The sequence below is a fragment of the Luteimonas sp. A611 genome, assembly GCF_054072715.1.
The window spans coordinates 399,124-413,345 of sequence record NZ_JBSVRP010000001.1; the positions used below are offsets into that span (position 1 = coordinate 399,124).

The window sequence follows — 14,222 nt, forward strand, 5'->3', positions numbered from 1 at the left end:
TGTAGGCGCCAGCGCAGGCCGGCAACAAGCGCACGCGGGCGCGCCGCCGCTGCGCGCAGCGACATGCAGCAGCGCCGTCGACGTTCTAGACTTGTCCGCCCGCGTCCGGAAATCGCCCGTGCCTCCAGCATTGCCGTCCCTGCAGGAAGTTGAAACCGCAAGCCGCGAGCGCGAGTTGGGCGCCAGCGCGAGCGAGCTGCACGGCGGCCTGTGCGGCTGGCTGGCCGGCGGCGGCAGCGACGGCCCGGATTGGCTGGCGCGGGTGCTGGTCGATGCCGACATCGATCCGGTAGCGCCTGGCGAGGCCTTCGACCGCCTGCGCGAGGCCAGCGTGTCGCAGCTGGAGGACCGCGAATTCGGCTTCGAGCTGCTGCTGCCGGACGTGGAGGCGACGCTGTACGAGCGCAGCGGCGCGCTGTTCGACTGGTGCCGGGGCTTCGTCGGCGCCTTCGGGCTGGCCGCCGGTGCAGCGCCGCCGCTGTCCGACGAGGGCCAGGAGGCGCTGGCCGACCTCGTCCGCCTGGCGGGGGCGGCGCCGGAAGAAGGCGGTGACGAGGAGGATGAGGACGCCCTGGCTGAGATCGAGGAGTACGTCCGCGTCGCGGTGCTGCTGTTGCACGGCGATTGCGCGCTGGGTCCGCGCCACCGCGGGCGACTGAACTAGGGCGCTGCATGAAGATGATGCCTGTTGCCTGTCTTGTTCGTGGCCCGCGGATGTCTGCTGCGGCGATGCGGTGCCTGCCCCGGACACGGCGGGACACGATCGGGGCGGCGCCGTGATGCGCCCGGTCAGCGGAATCTCCGCCCAGGGCTATGCCCGGCGCCGCCGGCAGCTGATGCGGATGGCTGGCGATGACGCCATCCTGGTGCTGCCGGCCGCGCCCGAGCGCATCCGCAGCCGCGACACCCTGTATCCCTATCGGCAGGATTCCGACTTGTGGTACCTGGCCGGCTTCCCCGAACCCGAGGCGGTGCTGGTGATGGTGCCGGGGCGCCGCCACGGCGAGACGCTCCTGTTCTGCCGCGAGCGCGACCCGGAGCGTGAAGGCTGGGACGGCCCGCGCGCCGGGCCCGAGGGCGCGGTCGAGGCCTACGGCATGGATGATTCCTATCCGATCGACGACCTCGACGAGATCCTGCCCGGGCTGCTCGAGGGCCGCACCCGCGTCTACTACCACTTCGGCCGCGACACCGAGTTCGACCTCAAACTGATCGGCTGGCTCAACCGCGTGCGCGCGCAGGTGCGCCTGGGCGCGCAGCCGCCGCACGAGTTCCTCGAGCTGGGCCACCTGCTCGACGAGATGCGCCTGTTCAAGTCACGCGACGAGCTCAAGCTGATGCGCCGCGCGGCGAAGATCAGCGTGCGCGCACACGAAGCGGCGATGCGCGCCGCCGCGCCCGGCATCCACGAGTACGAACTGCAGGCCGAACTCGAGCGCGAGTTCCGTCGTGCCGGTGCGCAGCCTGCCTATGGCAGCATCGTCGGCGCGGGCCTGAACGCCTGCGTGCTGCATTACCACGCCAATTGCGCGCAGGCGCAGGATGGCGAACTGGTGCTGATCGACGCGGGTGCCGAGTACCGCGGCTATGCCGCCGACATCACCCGCACCTTCCCGGTCAATGGCCGCTTCAGCGCCGCGCAGCGGGCGCTGCACGACCTGGTCGACGCCGCCTACGCCGCGGCGCTGGCGCAGGCGCGGCCAGGCGTTCCCTACGAGGCCGGCCACAACGCCGCCGTGGAAACGCTGACCGAAGGGCTGCTGCGCCTCGGCCTGCTCAAGGGCAAGCTCGAGAAGAACGTCGCCGACGGCAACTACCGGCGCTACTACCGGCACAAGACCGGGCACTGGCTGGGCCTGGACGTGCATGACGTGGGCGATTACCGCATCGACGGGCAGTCGCGCCTGCTCGAACCGGGCATGGTGTTCACCATCGAACCGGGCCTCTACATCCCCGCCGACGACACCAGCGTGGCAGCGAAGTGGCGGGGCATCGGCATCCGCACGGAGGACGATGTGGCGATCACCAAGGATGGCCACGAGGTGCTGACCGGAGGCCTCGCACGCAGTGCGGACGAGATCGAGGCGTTCATGGCGGCGCGCTGAGCGCGCACATCAACCTGGCGACTGCGCCTCCCGCCTTGCTCCCTCCCCGCCTGCGGGGGAGGGCCGGGGTGGGGACCACCGCCGCGACGGCCTTCCCGAAGGCTTCCAGCCCGTGTCTCAGCCTTCCAGTAGCGCCCTCAGCGCCCCGTAATCCGCGGGCATCGCCTCCGCGTGCGCCGGCTTCGCCAGGCACTCGGCCAGCGCGGGCGGCGGTTCGACCACGTGTCCCACCAGCGGCTCGACGATGCTCTCGAACTTGGCCGGATGCGCGGTCGCCACGACCGCCCAGGGACGCGTGTCGCCCGACGCGCGCAGGTCCTGCAGCAGCCTGAGCGCGGTGGCGGTATGCGGACAGGCGACGATGCCGTGGCGCGCCGGCGCCTCGCGGACCACCGCGCGGATCGTCGCGTCATCCACCGGCTCCGCGACGAAGGCCGCGCGCAGCGCGTCGTCGCCTGCGTGCCAGTGGCGCAGCCGCTCGAAGTTGCTCGGCGCGCCGACGTCCATGGCGTTGGCGAGCGTGGCGCGGGTGGGCTGTGCGGCATAGGCGGCGCCGGCGAAATAGCGCGGCAGGGTGTCGTTGGCATTGCAGGCCAGGCGGATCTCGCCGACCGGCGCGCCCATCGATCGCGCGAGGAAGGCCGCGCTCGCATTGCCGAGGTTCCCGGTCGGGACGATGAAGTTCAGCGGCTGTCCGTGCCCGGCGTGGAAGTGCGACGCGGCGTGCGCGTAGTACGCCGCCTGCGGCAGCAGACGGCCGAGGCTGATGCTGTTGGCCGAGCCCAGCGCAACGCGCGCGCGCAGCGCCTCGTCCGACAGCGCCTGCTTGGCCAGCCGCTGGCAGTCGTCGAAGCTGCCGTCGACGCGGTAGGCGGCGACGTTGTCGCCCCAGCAGCCCAGCCCGTGCGCCTGCCGCGGCGACACCTTGCCGTCGGGATACAGGATCACGACCCGGAAACCGGGCCGCCGATGGAACGCCGCCGCCACCGCGGCGCCGGTGTCGCCCGAGGTCGCGACCAGGATCGTCGTGGGCGGTGCATCGGGGGCGCGCAGGCCCTCGAGCGCGCGCGCCAGGAAACGCGCGGCGTAGTCCTTGAAGGCGGCCGTGGGCCCGTGGAACAGCTCCAGCACGTGGTCGCCGGGACCGGCCAGCGGCCGCAGCGGCGCATCGAACGAGAACGCGTCGCTGCAGATCGCCTCGAGCCGCCCGCGCAGCGCCGAGTCGGCGAAGAACGGTGCCAGGGTGCGCAAGGCCGTTGCCGGCAGGGTCGGCAAGGGCGCGGAAAAATCCACCGACGGAATGGATTCAGGCACGTACAGGCCGCCGTCGGGCGCAAGGCCGGCGACCAGGGCGGCATCGATGGAGGTGGGCGCAACCTGCCCGCGGGTGCTGATGAACTGCATGGGACTCTCGGGGAAGCGGTGGCGGTGAAAGGGTGTGGCTTCGCCGGGATGACGATGTTTTGTCGGGATGGCGGTGTTTCGCGGGGATGACGGTGTTTTGCCGGGATGACGGTGTGTGCGGCTAGCTGGCGATGATCTCGGCACGCGGCGCATCGACCGGCGTGACGTAGGCGCGCGCATCGAATCCCGCGTCGACAAAGCCCTGGCGCATGGCCGGCGCCGCGTTGGCGGCGGCCGCCTGCGAATCGAACCAGGCGAACACGCTGGGACCGCCGCCGGAAATGCTGGCACCCAGTGCGCCGTGCCGGAGCGCGGCGGACTTGACCGCGTCGAACCCCGGGATCAGCGGCGCGCGCCTCGGCTCTACCAGCACATCGTGCAGGCCGTCGCGGATCAGCCCGGCGTCGCCGCGCTGCAGACCCAGCAGAAATTGGGCCAAGTGGGCGGTCTGCTCGACCAGCGCGTGCAGCGGATACGGTTCGGCCAGCGCCGCGCGCGAGCGGCGCGTCTCCAGCACCTGGTCGGGATGGACCACGACCGCATGCAGCCAGGCCGGCACCTCCAGCCGCAGCGCGCGGCTCGCGGTGGCCAGCGCCACGCCGCCCAGCAGCATCGGCGCGACGTTGTCGCCGTGGCGGCTGCCGCTGGAGATCGCCTCGCCTTCCAGCGCAAATCCGTACAGCGCCTCGCGCGGCAGTGGCGCGTCGAGCAGCGCGTTCGCGGCGACCAGGGCTGCCACGCACGATGCCGCCGAGCCGCCAAGCCCGGAGCCGAGCGGGATGCCCTTGTGCAGCGACAGGGCGAAGCCGAACGGCAGCGCCAGCGCTTCACGCAGCGCGATCAGTGCGCCACCGGCGGTATTGTGCGCGGCCTCCAGCGGCAGCTTCTCGATGCCCGCGATGTCGCCTTCGATGGCCTCGATGCGCACCACCGGCTCGTCGATGCGGCGCACCGTGGCCATGTCGCGCGGGCCGTCGATGGCATGGCCGAGCAGGTCAAAGCCGACGCCGATGTTGCCGACGCTGGCCGGTGCGAACGCACGAACGGATGCACTCATGCCTGCACGCCGACGCCGCTGTTGAGGGAGTGCGCGATCGCCAGCACGTCGCCGAACACGCCGGCCGCCGTCACCTGCGGTCCCGCGCCCGGCCCCTGCACGACCAGCGGGTTGCTGGCGTAGCGCTCGGTGGTGAACTGCACCAGGTTGTCGGTCAGCCGCGTGTGGCAGCAGGCGTGCGAGGCGGGCAGGGCGACCACGCCGACGCGCGCGCCGCCTTCGCTGGACAGATGGGCGATGTGGCGCAGCGACTCGCCCTGCGCCTGCGCCGCTTCGAGTCTCTGCTGCATCGGCGCATCGAGTTCCTCGAGCCTGGCGAGGAACTCGTCGCGCGGCACGCCACGCAGGGCCTCAGGCACCAGGCTTTCGATCTGCACGTCGTCCAGCGACAGCTCGCGACCCGACTCGCGCGCCAGGATCACCAGCTTGCGCGCCACGTCCAGGCCCGACAGGTCGTCGCGCGGATCGGGTTCGGTGTAGCCAAGCTCGCGCGCCTCGCGCACCAACGCCGAGAACGGGCGGCTGCCGTCGAAGCTGTTGAACAGCCACGCCAGCGTGCCCGAGAGCATGCCGTCGATGGCGAGCACGGTGTCGCCGGTGTCGAGCAGGTTGCGCAGGGTGCTGATCACGGGCAGGCCGGCGCCGACCGTCGCCTCGTACATGAAGCGGCTGCCGCCGCGCCGCGCCTCGCCAATCGCCACATAGCGCTCCCAGTTGCCGCTGCCGGCGTGCTTGCTGGGAGTGACGATGTGGATGCCGGCGGCGAGCCATTCGGGATAGTGCTGCGCGATCGCATCGCTGCCGCTGCAGTCCACGATCAGCGCATGCGGGATGTGCTCGGCGCGGATGTGCGCGGCGAAGGCGCAGGCATCGAAGGCCTGCGTGGTCATCCCGGTCAGGCGCGTGGTTGCCTCGTCGGGATGGATGGCGAAGTGGTCGAGCGCCATGTAGCCGCTGTTGGCGATGCCGCGCAGGCGCAGGTCGACCTGCGAGGTGGCGCGCAGCCGCGGCAGCACCGCCGACATCTGCGACAGCAGCGCGCGTCCGACCTGGCCGGGGCCGATCAGGCCCACCGACACCGTTTGCGGCGACAGCCAGAACGCCGAATGCGTGGCACGCAGCGCGCGCGTGGCATCGGCATCGGCGATCGCCACCGAGATGTTGCGCTCGCTGGCGCCCTGCGCGATCGCGCGGATGTTGACGCGAGCTTGCGCCAGCGCCGAGAACAGGCGCGCGGCCACGCCGGGGATGCCGACCATGCCGTCGCCGACCGCGGCCAGGATCGCGATGCTGCGGGTCAGGTGCACCGTCTGCGTCTGGGTGTCGGCGATGGCGTCGGCGAATGCCGCCTCGACCGCGGCGCGGGCGCGCTCGACCTGGCTGTCGCGGACCACGCAGCAGATCGAATGCTCGGACGATCCCTGCGAGATCATCACCACCGACACGCCGGCGCGATGCAGCGCGGCGAAGAGTTTTTCCGCGGTGCCGGGCACGCCGACCATGCCGTTGCCGGCCAGCTCCAGCACCGCCATGTCGCGGACGATGGTCAGGCCCTTGACCGGCGACAGCGCTGCGTCGCCTGCCGGATTCTCGGCAAGGATCCAGGTGCCCGGCGCGCCGGGGTTGAGCGTGTTGCGGATGCACAGCGGGATGCTGCGCGACTGCACCGGCGCCATGGTCTGCGGATGCAGCACCTTGGCGCCGAAGTAGGCCAGTTCGCAGGCTTCGGCGTAGGACATCGTCGGCAACACGATCGCGTCGGGGACCAGGCGCGGATCGGCCGACAGCACGCCGTCCACGTCGGTCCAGATCAGCAGTTCGCTGGCGTCGAACAGGTTGGCGAAGATCGCGGCGGAATAGTCGCTGCCGTTGCGGCCGAGGGTGGTGCACTGGCCGGCGGCGTTGCAGGCGATGAAGCCGGTGACGACCACGCGCTGCGGCAGGTTGCGCGCGCGCCAGTCGGCGAAGCGTTCGCGCGAGGCCTCCCAGTCCACGCCCACGCCCATGTCGCCCGGATGCACGACCAGCACGTCGCGCGCGTCGAGGCGCTGCCAGCCGCCGGATTCGCCGCCAAGCGCCGCCTGCACCAGTCGCGACGACACCAGTTCGCCAAGCCCGTGCACCTGGGCGATGACCGGCGCGGTGTCGCCGGTCGTCGAGGCGAGGGCAAGCAGGTCGTCGCGCAGGCCGTCGAAGTCGCGCGCAACCGCATCGCGCAGCCCGTGGCGACCGTCGGGATCGAGTTCGTCGGCGGTGGACAGGTGGCGTTCGCGCAGCGCCGACCAGTCGCCGCTCCAGTCCTGCCCGGAGGCGGCCTGCGTGGCCATCGCCACCAGCGCATTGGTGGTGCCCGCCATCGCCGAGACCACGACCACGCGGACATCCGCGCCGTCGTCGAGCAGCGGTGGCAGGGCCGTGATGCGCGCGGCATCGGCCACGCTGCTGCCGCCGAACTTGTGGACGCGCGTGGTGGACGCGGGCTGCAGCGCCGAAAGCACGGACGAGGCGGCGGAGGCGACGGCGTCACCGAGGGTTTGTGATGCGGACGACATGCTCTGGAAGCTCCGGTTGGGCTCCGCGTCCGGTCGAGGTGGAGGCCGTGCGGCCCGCACCCGGATCGGGTGCGGAGCGGCGTGGTCGATCAATCCTGCACGCGCGTCCGCACCCCGGCCCGAATGGTGCCGGTGGTGGTAATGACCGTCGCAATCGCAACCGCCTGCGCGCAGGGCGCAGCGTTGCGGGGCGTGACGATGGTGTGGACGTGCGACATGGCCGCCATGAATACCGGACGATGATGCAGCGCGTCAAGGCGCAGTTTGATTGCATCGGGAACCATCAAGCTGGGCGAGAAGACGGTGCCGCGTGTGGAGGGCAGATTCCGTTTCGGCAACCGCCATCGGCTGCTGTTCAATTATTTCCGCTACGCCGAGGATCGCGGCTACGCCCTGGGCGAGGACATCGACCTGGGCGATACCACCATCGCGGCCGGCACCACCGCGTCCCTCGATACCGAGTTCGACCTGGGCGGCGCGGTCTACGATTTCGCGGTGGTCGAAAGCCCGACCACCAGCATCGGCCTGCAGATCGGCGTGCAACGCGCACGCCTGGCCGCGGAACTGCGTGCCGACAGCGACGGCGAACGCTACACCGCGCGCGAGTCCGAGAGCGGCACCGCGCCCGTGGTCGGCGTGCGGCTGGGCTTCAATACCCAGGACCAGCGCTGGCGCTTCGTCGTCCAGGGCCAGTACCTGGACGCGGACTGGGGCGATTTCGACGACTACGAGGGCGACCTGAGCCGCGCCAATGCGCTGGTCGAATATGGCTTCACCGACAACTTCGGCCTGTACGCCGGCTACGACTGGTTCAAGCTCAACCTGCGCCAGCAAGGTGCCGACGGCTCCATCGGGATCGACCAGCGCTTCCGCGGACCGATGGCCGGCGCGACCCTGGCGTTCTGAGGTTCGGCGATCGCCACGGCTGGCGCCCGCGCGGCGCCCGCGGTCTAATGGCCACGAAGCGGGGGTATCCGCGGGCGCCTGGCGCCCGGTGGATTGAGACAGTCCCTTCGAACCTGATCCGGTTGATACCGGCGTAGGGAAGCTTCGCGGCGACGTCCCATGCGGGGCGTCCGCGTCTTCGCTTCGTTCCGTGCCGCGAATTCCTCGCGGCCGCCCAAGGACGACGCCGATGAACGCCATTCCCGAAACCGCTTCGCTGGTCCAGCAGGCCGGAGACCTCTCCGCATCCGTCACCCGGCCGATCCCGGGTTCGCGCAAGGTCTTCGTCCACGCTGCGAACCCGGACGTGCGCGTTCCCATGCGCGAGATCGCGCAGACGCGCACGCCGAGCCTGTTCGGTGGCGAGGACAATCCGCCGATCACGGTCTACGACACCTCCGGCCCGTACACCGATCCGGAGGCCCGCATCGACCTGTCCGCCGGGTTGTCACCGCTGCGCGCGCGCTGGATCGAGGCACGTGGGGATACGTCGCTGCTGCCGGCGCCGAGTTCGGACTTCGGACGTGCCCGCGGGGAAGGCGCGAAGCTGGACGCGGTGCGCTTTCCCAACCGCGTGCTGCCCAGGCGCGCCAGGCCCGGCGCCAACGTCACCCAGATGCACTACGCCCGCCGCGGCATCGTCACCGCGGAGATGGAGTTCGTGGCGATCCGCGAGAACCAGCGCCTCGAAGCGGTGCGCGACGCGGGCCTGCTTGCCCAGCACGCGGGGCAGTCGTTCGGCGCCAGCATCCCGGCCACCGTCACCCCGGAGTTCGTACGCGATGAGATCGCCCGTGGCCGCGCGATCCTGCCCTGCAACATCAACCATCCCGAAAGCGAGCCGATGATCATCGGCCGCAACTTCCTGACCAAGATCAACGCCAACATCGGCAACTCGGCCGTGTCCTCCGGCATTGCCGAAGAAGTGGAAAAGCTGGTCTGGGCGATCCGCTGGGGCGCGGACAACGTGATGGACCTGTCCACCGGCAAGCACATCCACGAGACCCGCGAGTGGATCATCCGCAATTCGCCCGTCCCCATCGGTACGGTGCCGATCTACCAGGCGCTGGAGAAGGTCGACGGCCGCGCCGAGGAGCTGACCTGGGAGATCTTCCGCGACACGCTCATCGAACAGGCCGAGCAGGGCGTGGACTACTTCACCATCCACGCCGGCGTGCTGCTGCGCTACGTGCCGCTGACCGCCAAGCGCGTGACCGGCATCGTCAGCCGCGGCGGCTCGATCATGGCCAAGTGGTGCCTGGCCCACCATCGCGAGAGCTTCCTCTACGAGCACTTCGAGGACATCTGCGAGATCATGAAGGCCTACGACGTGGCCTTCTCGCTGGGCGACGGCCTGCGTCCGGGCTGCATCGCCGATGCCAACGACGCGGCCCAGTTCGGCGAGCTGGAGACGCTGGGCGAGCTGACGAAGATCGCCTGGAAGCACGACGTGCAGACCATGATCGAAGGCCCCGGCCACGTGCCGATGCAGCTGATCAAGGAGAACATGGACAAGCAGCTGGCCGAGTGCGGCGAGGCGCCTTTCTACACACTGGGGCCGCTGACCACCGACATCGCGCCCGGCTACGACCACATCACCAGCGCGATCGGTGCAGCCATGATCGGCTGGTACGGCTGCGCGATGCTCTGCTACGTCACGCCCAAGGAGCACCTGGGGCTGCCCAATCGCCAGGACGTGCGCGACGGCATCATGGCCTACCGGATCGCGGCGCATGCCGCCGACCTGGCCAAGGGCCACCCCGGCGCGCAGCTGCGCGACAACGCGCTGTCGAAGGCACGCTTCGAGTTCCGCTGGGAGGACCAGTTCCACCTGGGGCTGGATCCGGAGAAGGCGAAGGAGTTCCACGACGAGACCCTGCCCAAGGACGCGCACAAGCTGGCCCACTTCTGCTCGATGTGCGGCCCGCACTTCTGCTCGATGAAGATCACCCAGGACGTACGCGACTACGCGGCCGCGGAAGGCCTGGCGGCCACGCAGGCGCTGGAGGTCGGCATGGCGGCCAAGTCGGCGGAGTTCCGCGAACAGGGCGCGGAGGTATACGGGCCCGGCTGACGGCGGTGCAGCGCACGACCCGGCCGCAGGACTGATCCAGCCGCTTGCACTACGGCCCGCCTCCCGAATGGGAGACGACCCGAAAAAAAGGCGCCGGGACCGGCGCCTCAAACAGCTATCGGAGAGAGAGTCGCCCCGGTCGAGTGGCCGGGCTGGTGATGCAAGCCTGGCGCATCGCGGGTCATGGCGATGTGCACGCCATCGGTTGGCCACGAAGGCCGGGGTATGCCCGCGCCGATTTGTTCACTCGGCGTAGCAGGAGGCATGCTAGCGTCAGCCGGACCAACAGGAGGCCTTGCCCATGAGTACCTTTCGCGTTGCTGCACGCGTGCTGGGGCTGGCCGCCCTGGTCCTGCTTGCCGCCTGCGCCACTGGCCCGCGCATCACGACCGAGGCCGATCCGGAAGCCGATTTCAGCCGCTACCGCACCTTCGGCTTCTATTCGCCGCTGGCGATCGAACCGCATGGCTACAGCTCCGCCGCAACCGAGCGCATGAAGGACGCGGCGCGCGCGCAGATGGAGTCGCTTGGCTACGTGTTCACGACCGAGCGGCCGGACCTGTGGCTGAACATCAACGCCCACACCCAGCAGCGCACCGACGTGACCTCGATGCCCACGGTCGATTACGCCTACTACTACAGCTATCGCGCCCGCGGCTATTACGTAGTGCCCTACTGGCGCGACCGCACCGACGTGCATCGCTACACCGAGGGCACGCTCAACGTGGACCTGATCGACGTCGAGCGCAACCGGCTGGTGTGGGAAGGCATCGCGGTCGGCCGCGTCGGCCGGACCAAGGATCCGGCCGCACGGGCCGCGCGCATCGACAGCACGATGGCGGAGATCTTCGCGCAGTATCCGTATCGCGCCGGCTTGGTGCCCGCGCCGAGGTGATCGACCCGAGGTTCCGCCCTTGCCCGTGATTCCACGGGCAGGGCGGGGTCAGCGGCTGCGGTTGAGCCGCGCCTGGCGCTCGTAGGCGGTTGCGTCGATGAGATCGACCGAGTGCACGTCGCAGCTACGGTTGGCCGCATGCACCGAGGAGCCTGTGGGGCACAGGAGGTTGGCCTGCCCGTTGGTCTGCACCTGCACCTTCGAGCTTCGCGCCATCGCCTGGCAGCTGCCGTTGAAAGCAACGCGGTAGTGCTCGTCGCCATCCTTGAGCAGCAGTTGCTTGGCTTCGGCGCCGCGCGTGCCTTGGTGGGCGCTGGACAGTGAAACGCAGTCCGGGAGCGTTCCGGCCTCTTTTGCCGCTGCGGGAAGCACGGAGCAGACGGCCAGGATGGTGCCGAACGTGATTGCGATGGTCTTCATGGCGTGGCCTCTTGGGGTGGGGAACACCTGCAGGCTAGGCCGCCGCTGGCCAGCGCGAATCTGCAGGAAGTGCCCGTGACCAGCGGCAGAGGTTGCGGCCGGAAGCTGCAAACGTTGCGTGCTAGCAGCGCAAATCCGCTGCATCGGGATCCGTACCCGCAGGAGAAGTGTTGCCCCTGAAACCTGCTTGCCGCGCAGGCGCAGGCCCCACCAATGACACATGCAGTGCGCCGTGTGCGGTGACAGTCTGCAATTCCTGTTCCCACGGGCCGCGCCGCGAACGCATGCGCCGTCAGGTCACCACTTTTACTCGTCCCGATGTGCCGGCGCCGACCGGCGCGGTCGGCGACGCATGATCCGCCCGTCCGCCTTGCGGTTGCGCGTGCTGGACTGCGAGGTCGACACGATCCGGCGCGTGGTGACACGCACCGATGGCGGCGAGGGGCGCAGGCTCACCCACAAGGCGCTGCAGGTGCTGGTGGTGCTGGTGGAACGGCAGGGCGGCGTCGTCACCCGCGATGCCATGTTCGAACAGGTCTGGCCAGACACGATGCCGACCGACGATGTGCTGACCCAGGCCATCACCCAGTTGCGCAAGGCGTTTGGCGACGACCGCGACGCGCCGCGCTACATCGAGACCATCTCCAAGACCGGCTACCGCCTGCTGGCGCCTGCGCAGTGGCTGGACTGTGAGGTCAGCGCGGATCCCGGCGATGCGGCAGGGCAGGCGCCGACCCTGCCAGCCCATGACGCGACCCTGGCGCCCGACCCGGGTCCGTCCGGACCATCGCCCTCCGACCGAGCGCTTCCCGCGCAAGCCTCGCCGCGGCGGCGGTACAGGCTGGCTGCATCCGCGCTCGTCGCCGGCTTCGTGCTGTTGCTGTCTGGCGTCGCCATGGCGCTGTGGGCGCTGTCCACGGGCGACCCTGCGGCCGCAGTGCCGGCGGAGGACGTGCATCCGGTGCTTGAGCTCGGCTACCGCGCGATCACCTCCACCCCGGGCCAGGAGCGCCTGCCCGCGCTGTCGCCGGACGGCACGACTGTCGCGTTCGCCCAGGCCGGCGCCCAGGGCGGCAGCGCACTCATGCTGCAGCCCGTGGCGCAGTCCCCGGCCCGCGCGCTCACCCTGCCAGCGTCTGGAGAGGCCGACACCATGCCGGTGTGGTCGCGCGACGGCACGCGCATCGCCTTCGTGCGCGTATCGCCCGGCGCGTGCCGGTTCATGCTGGTGGCCGCCAGCGGCGGCGCGCCGCGCGAAGCCGGGCCATGCCTGCATGGCAGCTGGTCGCAGTTCGACTGGACGCCGGACGGCCGCGGCCTGGTGATGGGTGGTCCGCGCGCGGCCGGCGAGGCCAGTGCGCCGCTGCAGCAGCTCGACTTCGCAAGCGGGCAATGGCGGGCACTGGCGTATGCGATCGGCGATGGCGATGTCGACCAGCTGCCGCGCTACTCGCCCGACGGGCGCTGGCTGGTGTTCCGTCGCAACGTGTCGCTGGCCGACCTGTGGATCATGCCGGCCGAGGGCGGCACGCCGCGCCCGCTGACGCAACTGCGCGGCGACATCCGCGGCTGGGACTGGCTGCCCGATGGCAGCGGCCTGGTGCTCAGCCACGTGGCCGGCGACGCCGCGCTGTGGCTGCTGCGCCTGTCCGACGCCGCCATGCTGCCGCTGTCGCGGTTGCCGATGGGCAATGCGGTGCATCCGGACATCGCCGCGGATGCCTGGTCGATGGTGTTCGAGATCGACCAGTCGCGCAGCGGCCTGTTCCGCGCGCGCATCGATGGCCATGGCGATCCGGCGCCCGAGCCGGTGTTCGCGTCCAGCGGGGTGGACATGCTGCCGGCGCTTTCGCCCGACGGCCAGACGCTGGCCTTCCTGTCGGATCGCTCGATGTCGGTGCAGCTGTGGCTGGGCGATGTCGACCAGCCCGCCACGCTGCGCGCGGTCGAGGGCCTGCAGCCGCTGCCGCGGCATCCGCCGGTGTGGTCGGACGATGGCCGCCGCCTGCTGGTGCTGGGCCGCACCGCCGACGGCGATCGCCTGTTCGAGGTGGAAGCGGCCACCGGTCGCGTGCAGCTGCTGCCGGTGCCGGCGGCGCGTCCGGTGTTTGCCGCGTATGTCGACCAGCCGGGCCGGCTGCTGGTGGGCGTGGACGGTGGCCAGGGCCGCGTACGCCTGGTGTTGTACGCGCGCCACGGCTGGCGCGAACTGGCCGGCGAGGACGACGTTGGTCTCGCCCGCTACGACGCCGGCACCGGCGCAGTACTGTTCACCCGCCCATCGACACCCGGCCTGTGGCGCGCGGATGCATCGCTGCGCGGCAGTGCCCGGATCGCCGACACCCTGCCCGAACCACAGCATTACCGGCACTGGGGCATGCACGGCGGTCGCGCATATTCGATCGGCCCCGACAGCGACTGCGCCACGCCCTGGCGGCCGCTGCTGCCGGGTGTCGGCGATGCCGGACGAGGCAGCTGCATCTCGCGCGACGGCATCGCGGTCGGTGGATCGCCCGCGGTGGATGCGCAAGGAGGCAGGGTGTACCTGGGCCTGCCGATGTCGCAGAACATCGACATCGGCTGGGCCGAGCTGCCGCAGGGCGTGGACGCAGCGGCGCTCGGGACGCCCGGACCCGCCGCAGCCGTGGCGGAAGTCATGGGGCGCAGGGCACGGAGCATGACTTTCGGATGCGCCGCGGCGCAATGTCGGCACGATTTCGTGCTGGTTTCCTGAGTTTCGGATCCGCTCGCGTCAAACAGGTGGCTGGAT

General features: G+C 70.5%; 11 protein-coding genes and 1 riboswitch. Of the genes, 6 read left to right on the top strand and 5 right to left on the bottom strand.

Features of this window, described 5'->3' with window-relative positions; all coding sequences use genetic code 11:
• Positions 1–118: 118 nt before the first annotated feature.
• Together ACW5EG_RS01735 and ACW5EG_RS01740 are read left to right on the top strand one after the other, a co-directional pair.
• The gene (locus tag ACW5EG_RS01735; protein WP_457016966.1) at positions 119–664 is read left to right on the top strand and encodes a UPF0149 family protein; all 546 of its coding nucleotides are present in this window, start codon (positions 119–121) and stop codon (positions 662–664) included.
• Between the two features lie 115 nt (positions 665–779).
• Positions 780–2,105 carry an aminopeptidase P N-terminal domain-containing protein gene (locus ACW5EG_RS01740; RefSeq protein WP_457016967.1) on the top strand — a complete coding sequence of 442 codons (1,326 nt, stop codon included), beginning with the start codon at positions 780–782 and terminating at the stop codon, positions 2,103–2,105.
• A gap of 117 nt (positions 2,106–2,222) precedes the next feature.
• Here the strand turns inward: ACW5EG_RS01740 and thrC are convergent, their stop codons facing one another.
• From thrC to ACW5EG_RS01760, 4 genes are all read right to left on the bottom strand, one after another.
• Entirely contained in the window at positions 2,223–3,509 is a 1,287-nt protein-coding gene (gene thrC / locus ACW5EG_RS01745) for a threonine synthase (RefSeq protein ID WP_457020682.1), read from the bottom strand.
• Between the two features lie 121 nt (positions 3,510–3,630).
• The gene (locus ACW5EG_RS01750) at positions 3,631–4,566 is read right to left on the bottom strand and encodes a homoserine kinase (protein ID WP_457016969.1); all 936 of its coding nucleotides are present in this window, start codon (positions 4,564–4,566) and stop codon (positions 3,631–3,633) included.
• A complete protein-coding gene (gene thrA / locus ACW5EG_RS01755) occupies positions 4,563–7,118 on the bottom strand; it encodes a bifunctional aspartate kinase/homoserine dehydrogenase I (RefSeq protein ID WP_457020683.1) in 2,556 nt (851 codons plus the stop codon). Before thrA ends, ACW5EG_RS01750 begins: the two co-directional genes overlap by 4 nt.
• Positions 7,119–7,207: 89 nt before the next feature.
• Positions 7,208–7,402 (bottom strand): hypothetical protein, encoded by a 195-nt coding sequence (locus ACW5EG_RS01760; RefSeq protein WP_457020684.1) that lies wholly within the window; start codon positions 7,400–7,402, stop codon positions 7,208–7,210.
• Positions 7,403–7,430: 28 nt separating this feature from the next.
• Here ACW5EG_RS01760 and ACW5EG_RS01765 point away from each other — a divergent pair, with 28 nt between their 5' ends.
• The 3 genes from ACW5EG_RS01765 (at position 7,431) to ACW5EG_RS01775 (ending at position 11,032) form a co-directional block, all read left to right on the top strand.
• Positions 7,431–8,024, top strand: coding sequence for a hypothetical protein (locus ACW5EG_RS01765; protein ID WP_457020685.1), 594 nt, complete (start codon positions 7,431–7,433; stop codon positions 8,022–8,024).
• A gap of 50 nt (positions 8,025–8,074) precedes the next feature.
• Positions 8,075–8,182, top strand: a riboswitch (TPP riboswitch).
• A 71-nt stretch (positions 8,183–8,253) separates the two neighbouring features.
• A complete protein-coding gene (thiC, locus tag ACW5EG_RS01770) occupies positions 8,254–10,137 on the top strand; it encodes a phosphomethylpyrimidine synthase ThiC (protein WP_457020686.1) in 1,884 nt (627 codons plus the stop codon).
• Positions 10,138–10,438: 301 nt separating this feature from the next.
• Positions 10,439–11,032, top strand: a complete 594-nt coding sequence (locus ACW5EG_RS01775; RefSeq protein WP_457016978.1) for a DUF4136 domain-containing protein — start codon at positions 10,439–10,441, stop codon at positions 11,030–11,032.
• Positions 11,033–11,080: 48 nt separating this feature from the next.
• On the opposite strand, the gene ACW5EG_RS01780 is transcribed toward ACW5EG_RS01775, so the two are convergent.
• Positions 11,081–11,452: a hypothetical protein gene (locus ACW5EG_RS01780; RefSeq protein WP_457016980.1), complete on the bottom strand. Its 372-nt coding sequence runs from the start codon at positions 11,450–11,452 to the stop codon at positions 11,081–11,083.
• A gap of 352 nt (positions 11,453–11,804) precedes the next feature.
• On the opposite strand from ACW5EG_RS01780, the gene ACW5EG_RS01785 reads away from it, so the two are divergent.
• Complete coding sequence (locus ACW5EG_RS01785; protein WP_457020687.1) at positions 11,805–14,186, top strand: winged helix-turn-helix domain-containing protein; 2,382 nt, start codon at positions 11,805–11,807, stop codon at positions 14,184–14,186.
• Positions 14,187–14,222 lie beyond the last annotated feature (36 nt).

Excerpts from the sequence above, each read along its gene's own strand:
- ACW5EG_RS01775 (WP_457016978.1), top strand. The coding sequence starts at position 10,439 with ATGAGTACCTTTCGCGTTGCTGCACGCGTGCTGGGGCTGGCCGCCCTG.
- ACW5EG_RS01785 (WP_457020687.1), top strand. The coding sequence starts at position 11,805 with ATGATCCGCCCGTCCGCCTTGCGGTTGCGCGTGCTGGACTGCGAGGTC.
- ACW5EG_RS01740 (WP_457016967.1), top strand. The coding sequence starts at position 780 with ATGCGCCCGGTCAGCGGAATCTCCGCCCAGGGCTATGCCCGGCGCCGC.
- ACW5EG_RS01780 (WP_457016980.1), bottom strand. The coding sequence starts at position 11,452 with ATGAAGACCATCGCAATCACGTTCGGCACCATCCTGGCCGTCTGCTCC.
- ACW5EG_RS01760 (WP_457020684.1), bottom strand. The coding sequence starts at position 7,402 with ATGGTTCCCGATGCAATCAAACTGCGCCTTGACGCGCTGCATCATCGT.
- thiC (WP_457020686.1), top strand. The coding sequence starts at position 8,254 with ATGAACGCCATTCCCGAAACCGCTTCGCTGGTCCAGCAGGCCGGAGAC.
- thrA (WP_457020683.1), bottom strand. The coding sequence starts at position 7,118 with ATGTCGTCCGCATCACAAACCCTCGGTGACGCCGTCGCCTCCGCCGCC.
- ACW5EG_RS01750 (WP_457016969.1), bottom strand. The coding sequence starts at position 4,566 with ATGAGTGCATCCGTTCGTGCGTTCGCACCGGCCAGCGTCGGCAACATC.
- thrC (WP_457020682.1), bottom strand. The coding sequence starts at position 3,509 with ATGCAGTTCATCAGCACCCGCGGGCAGGTTGCGCCCACCTCCATCGAT.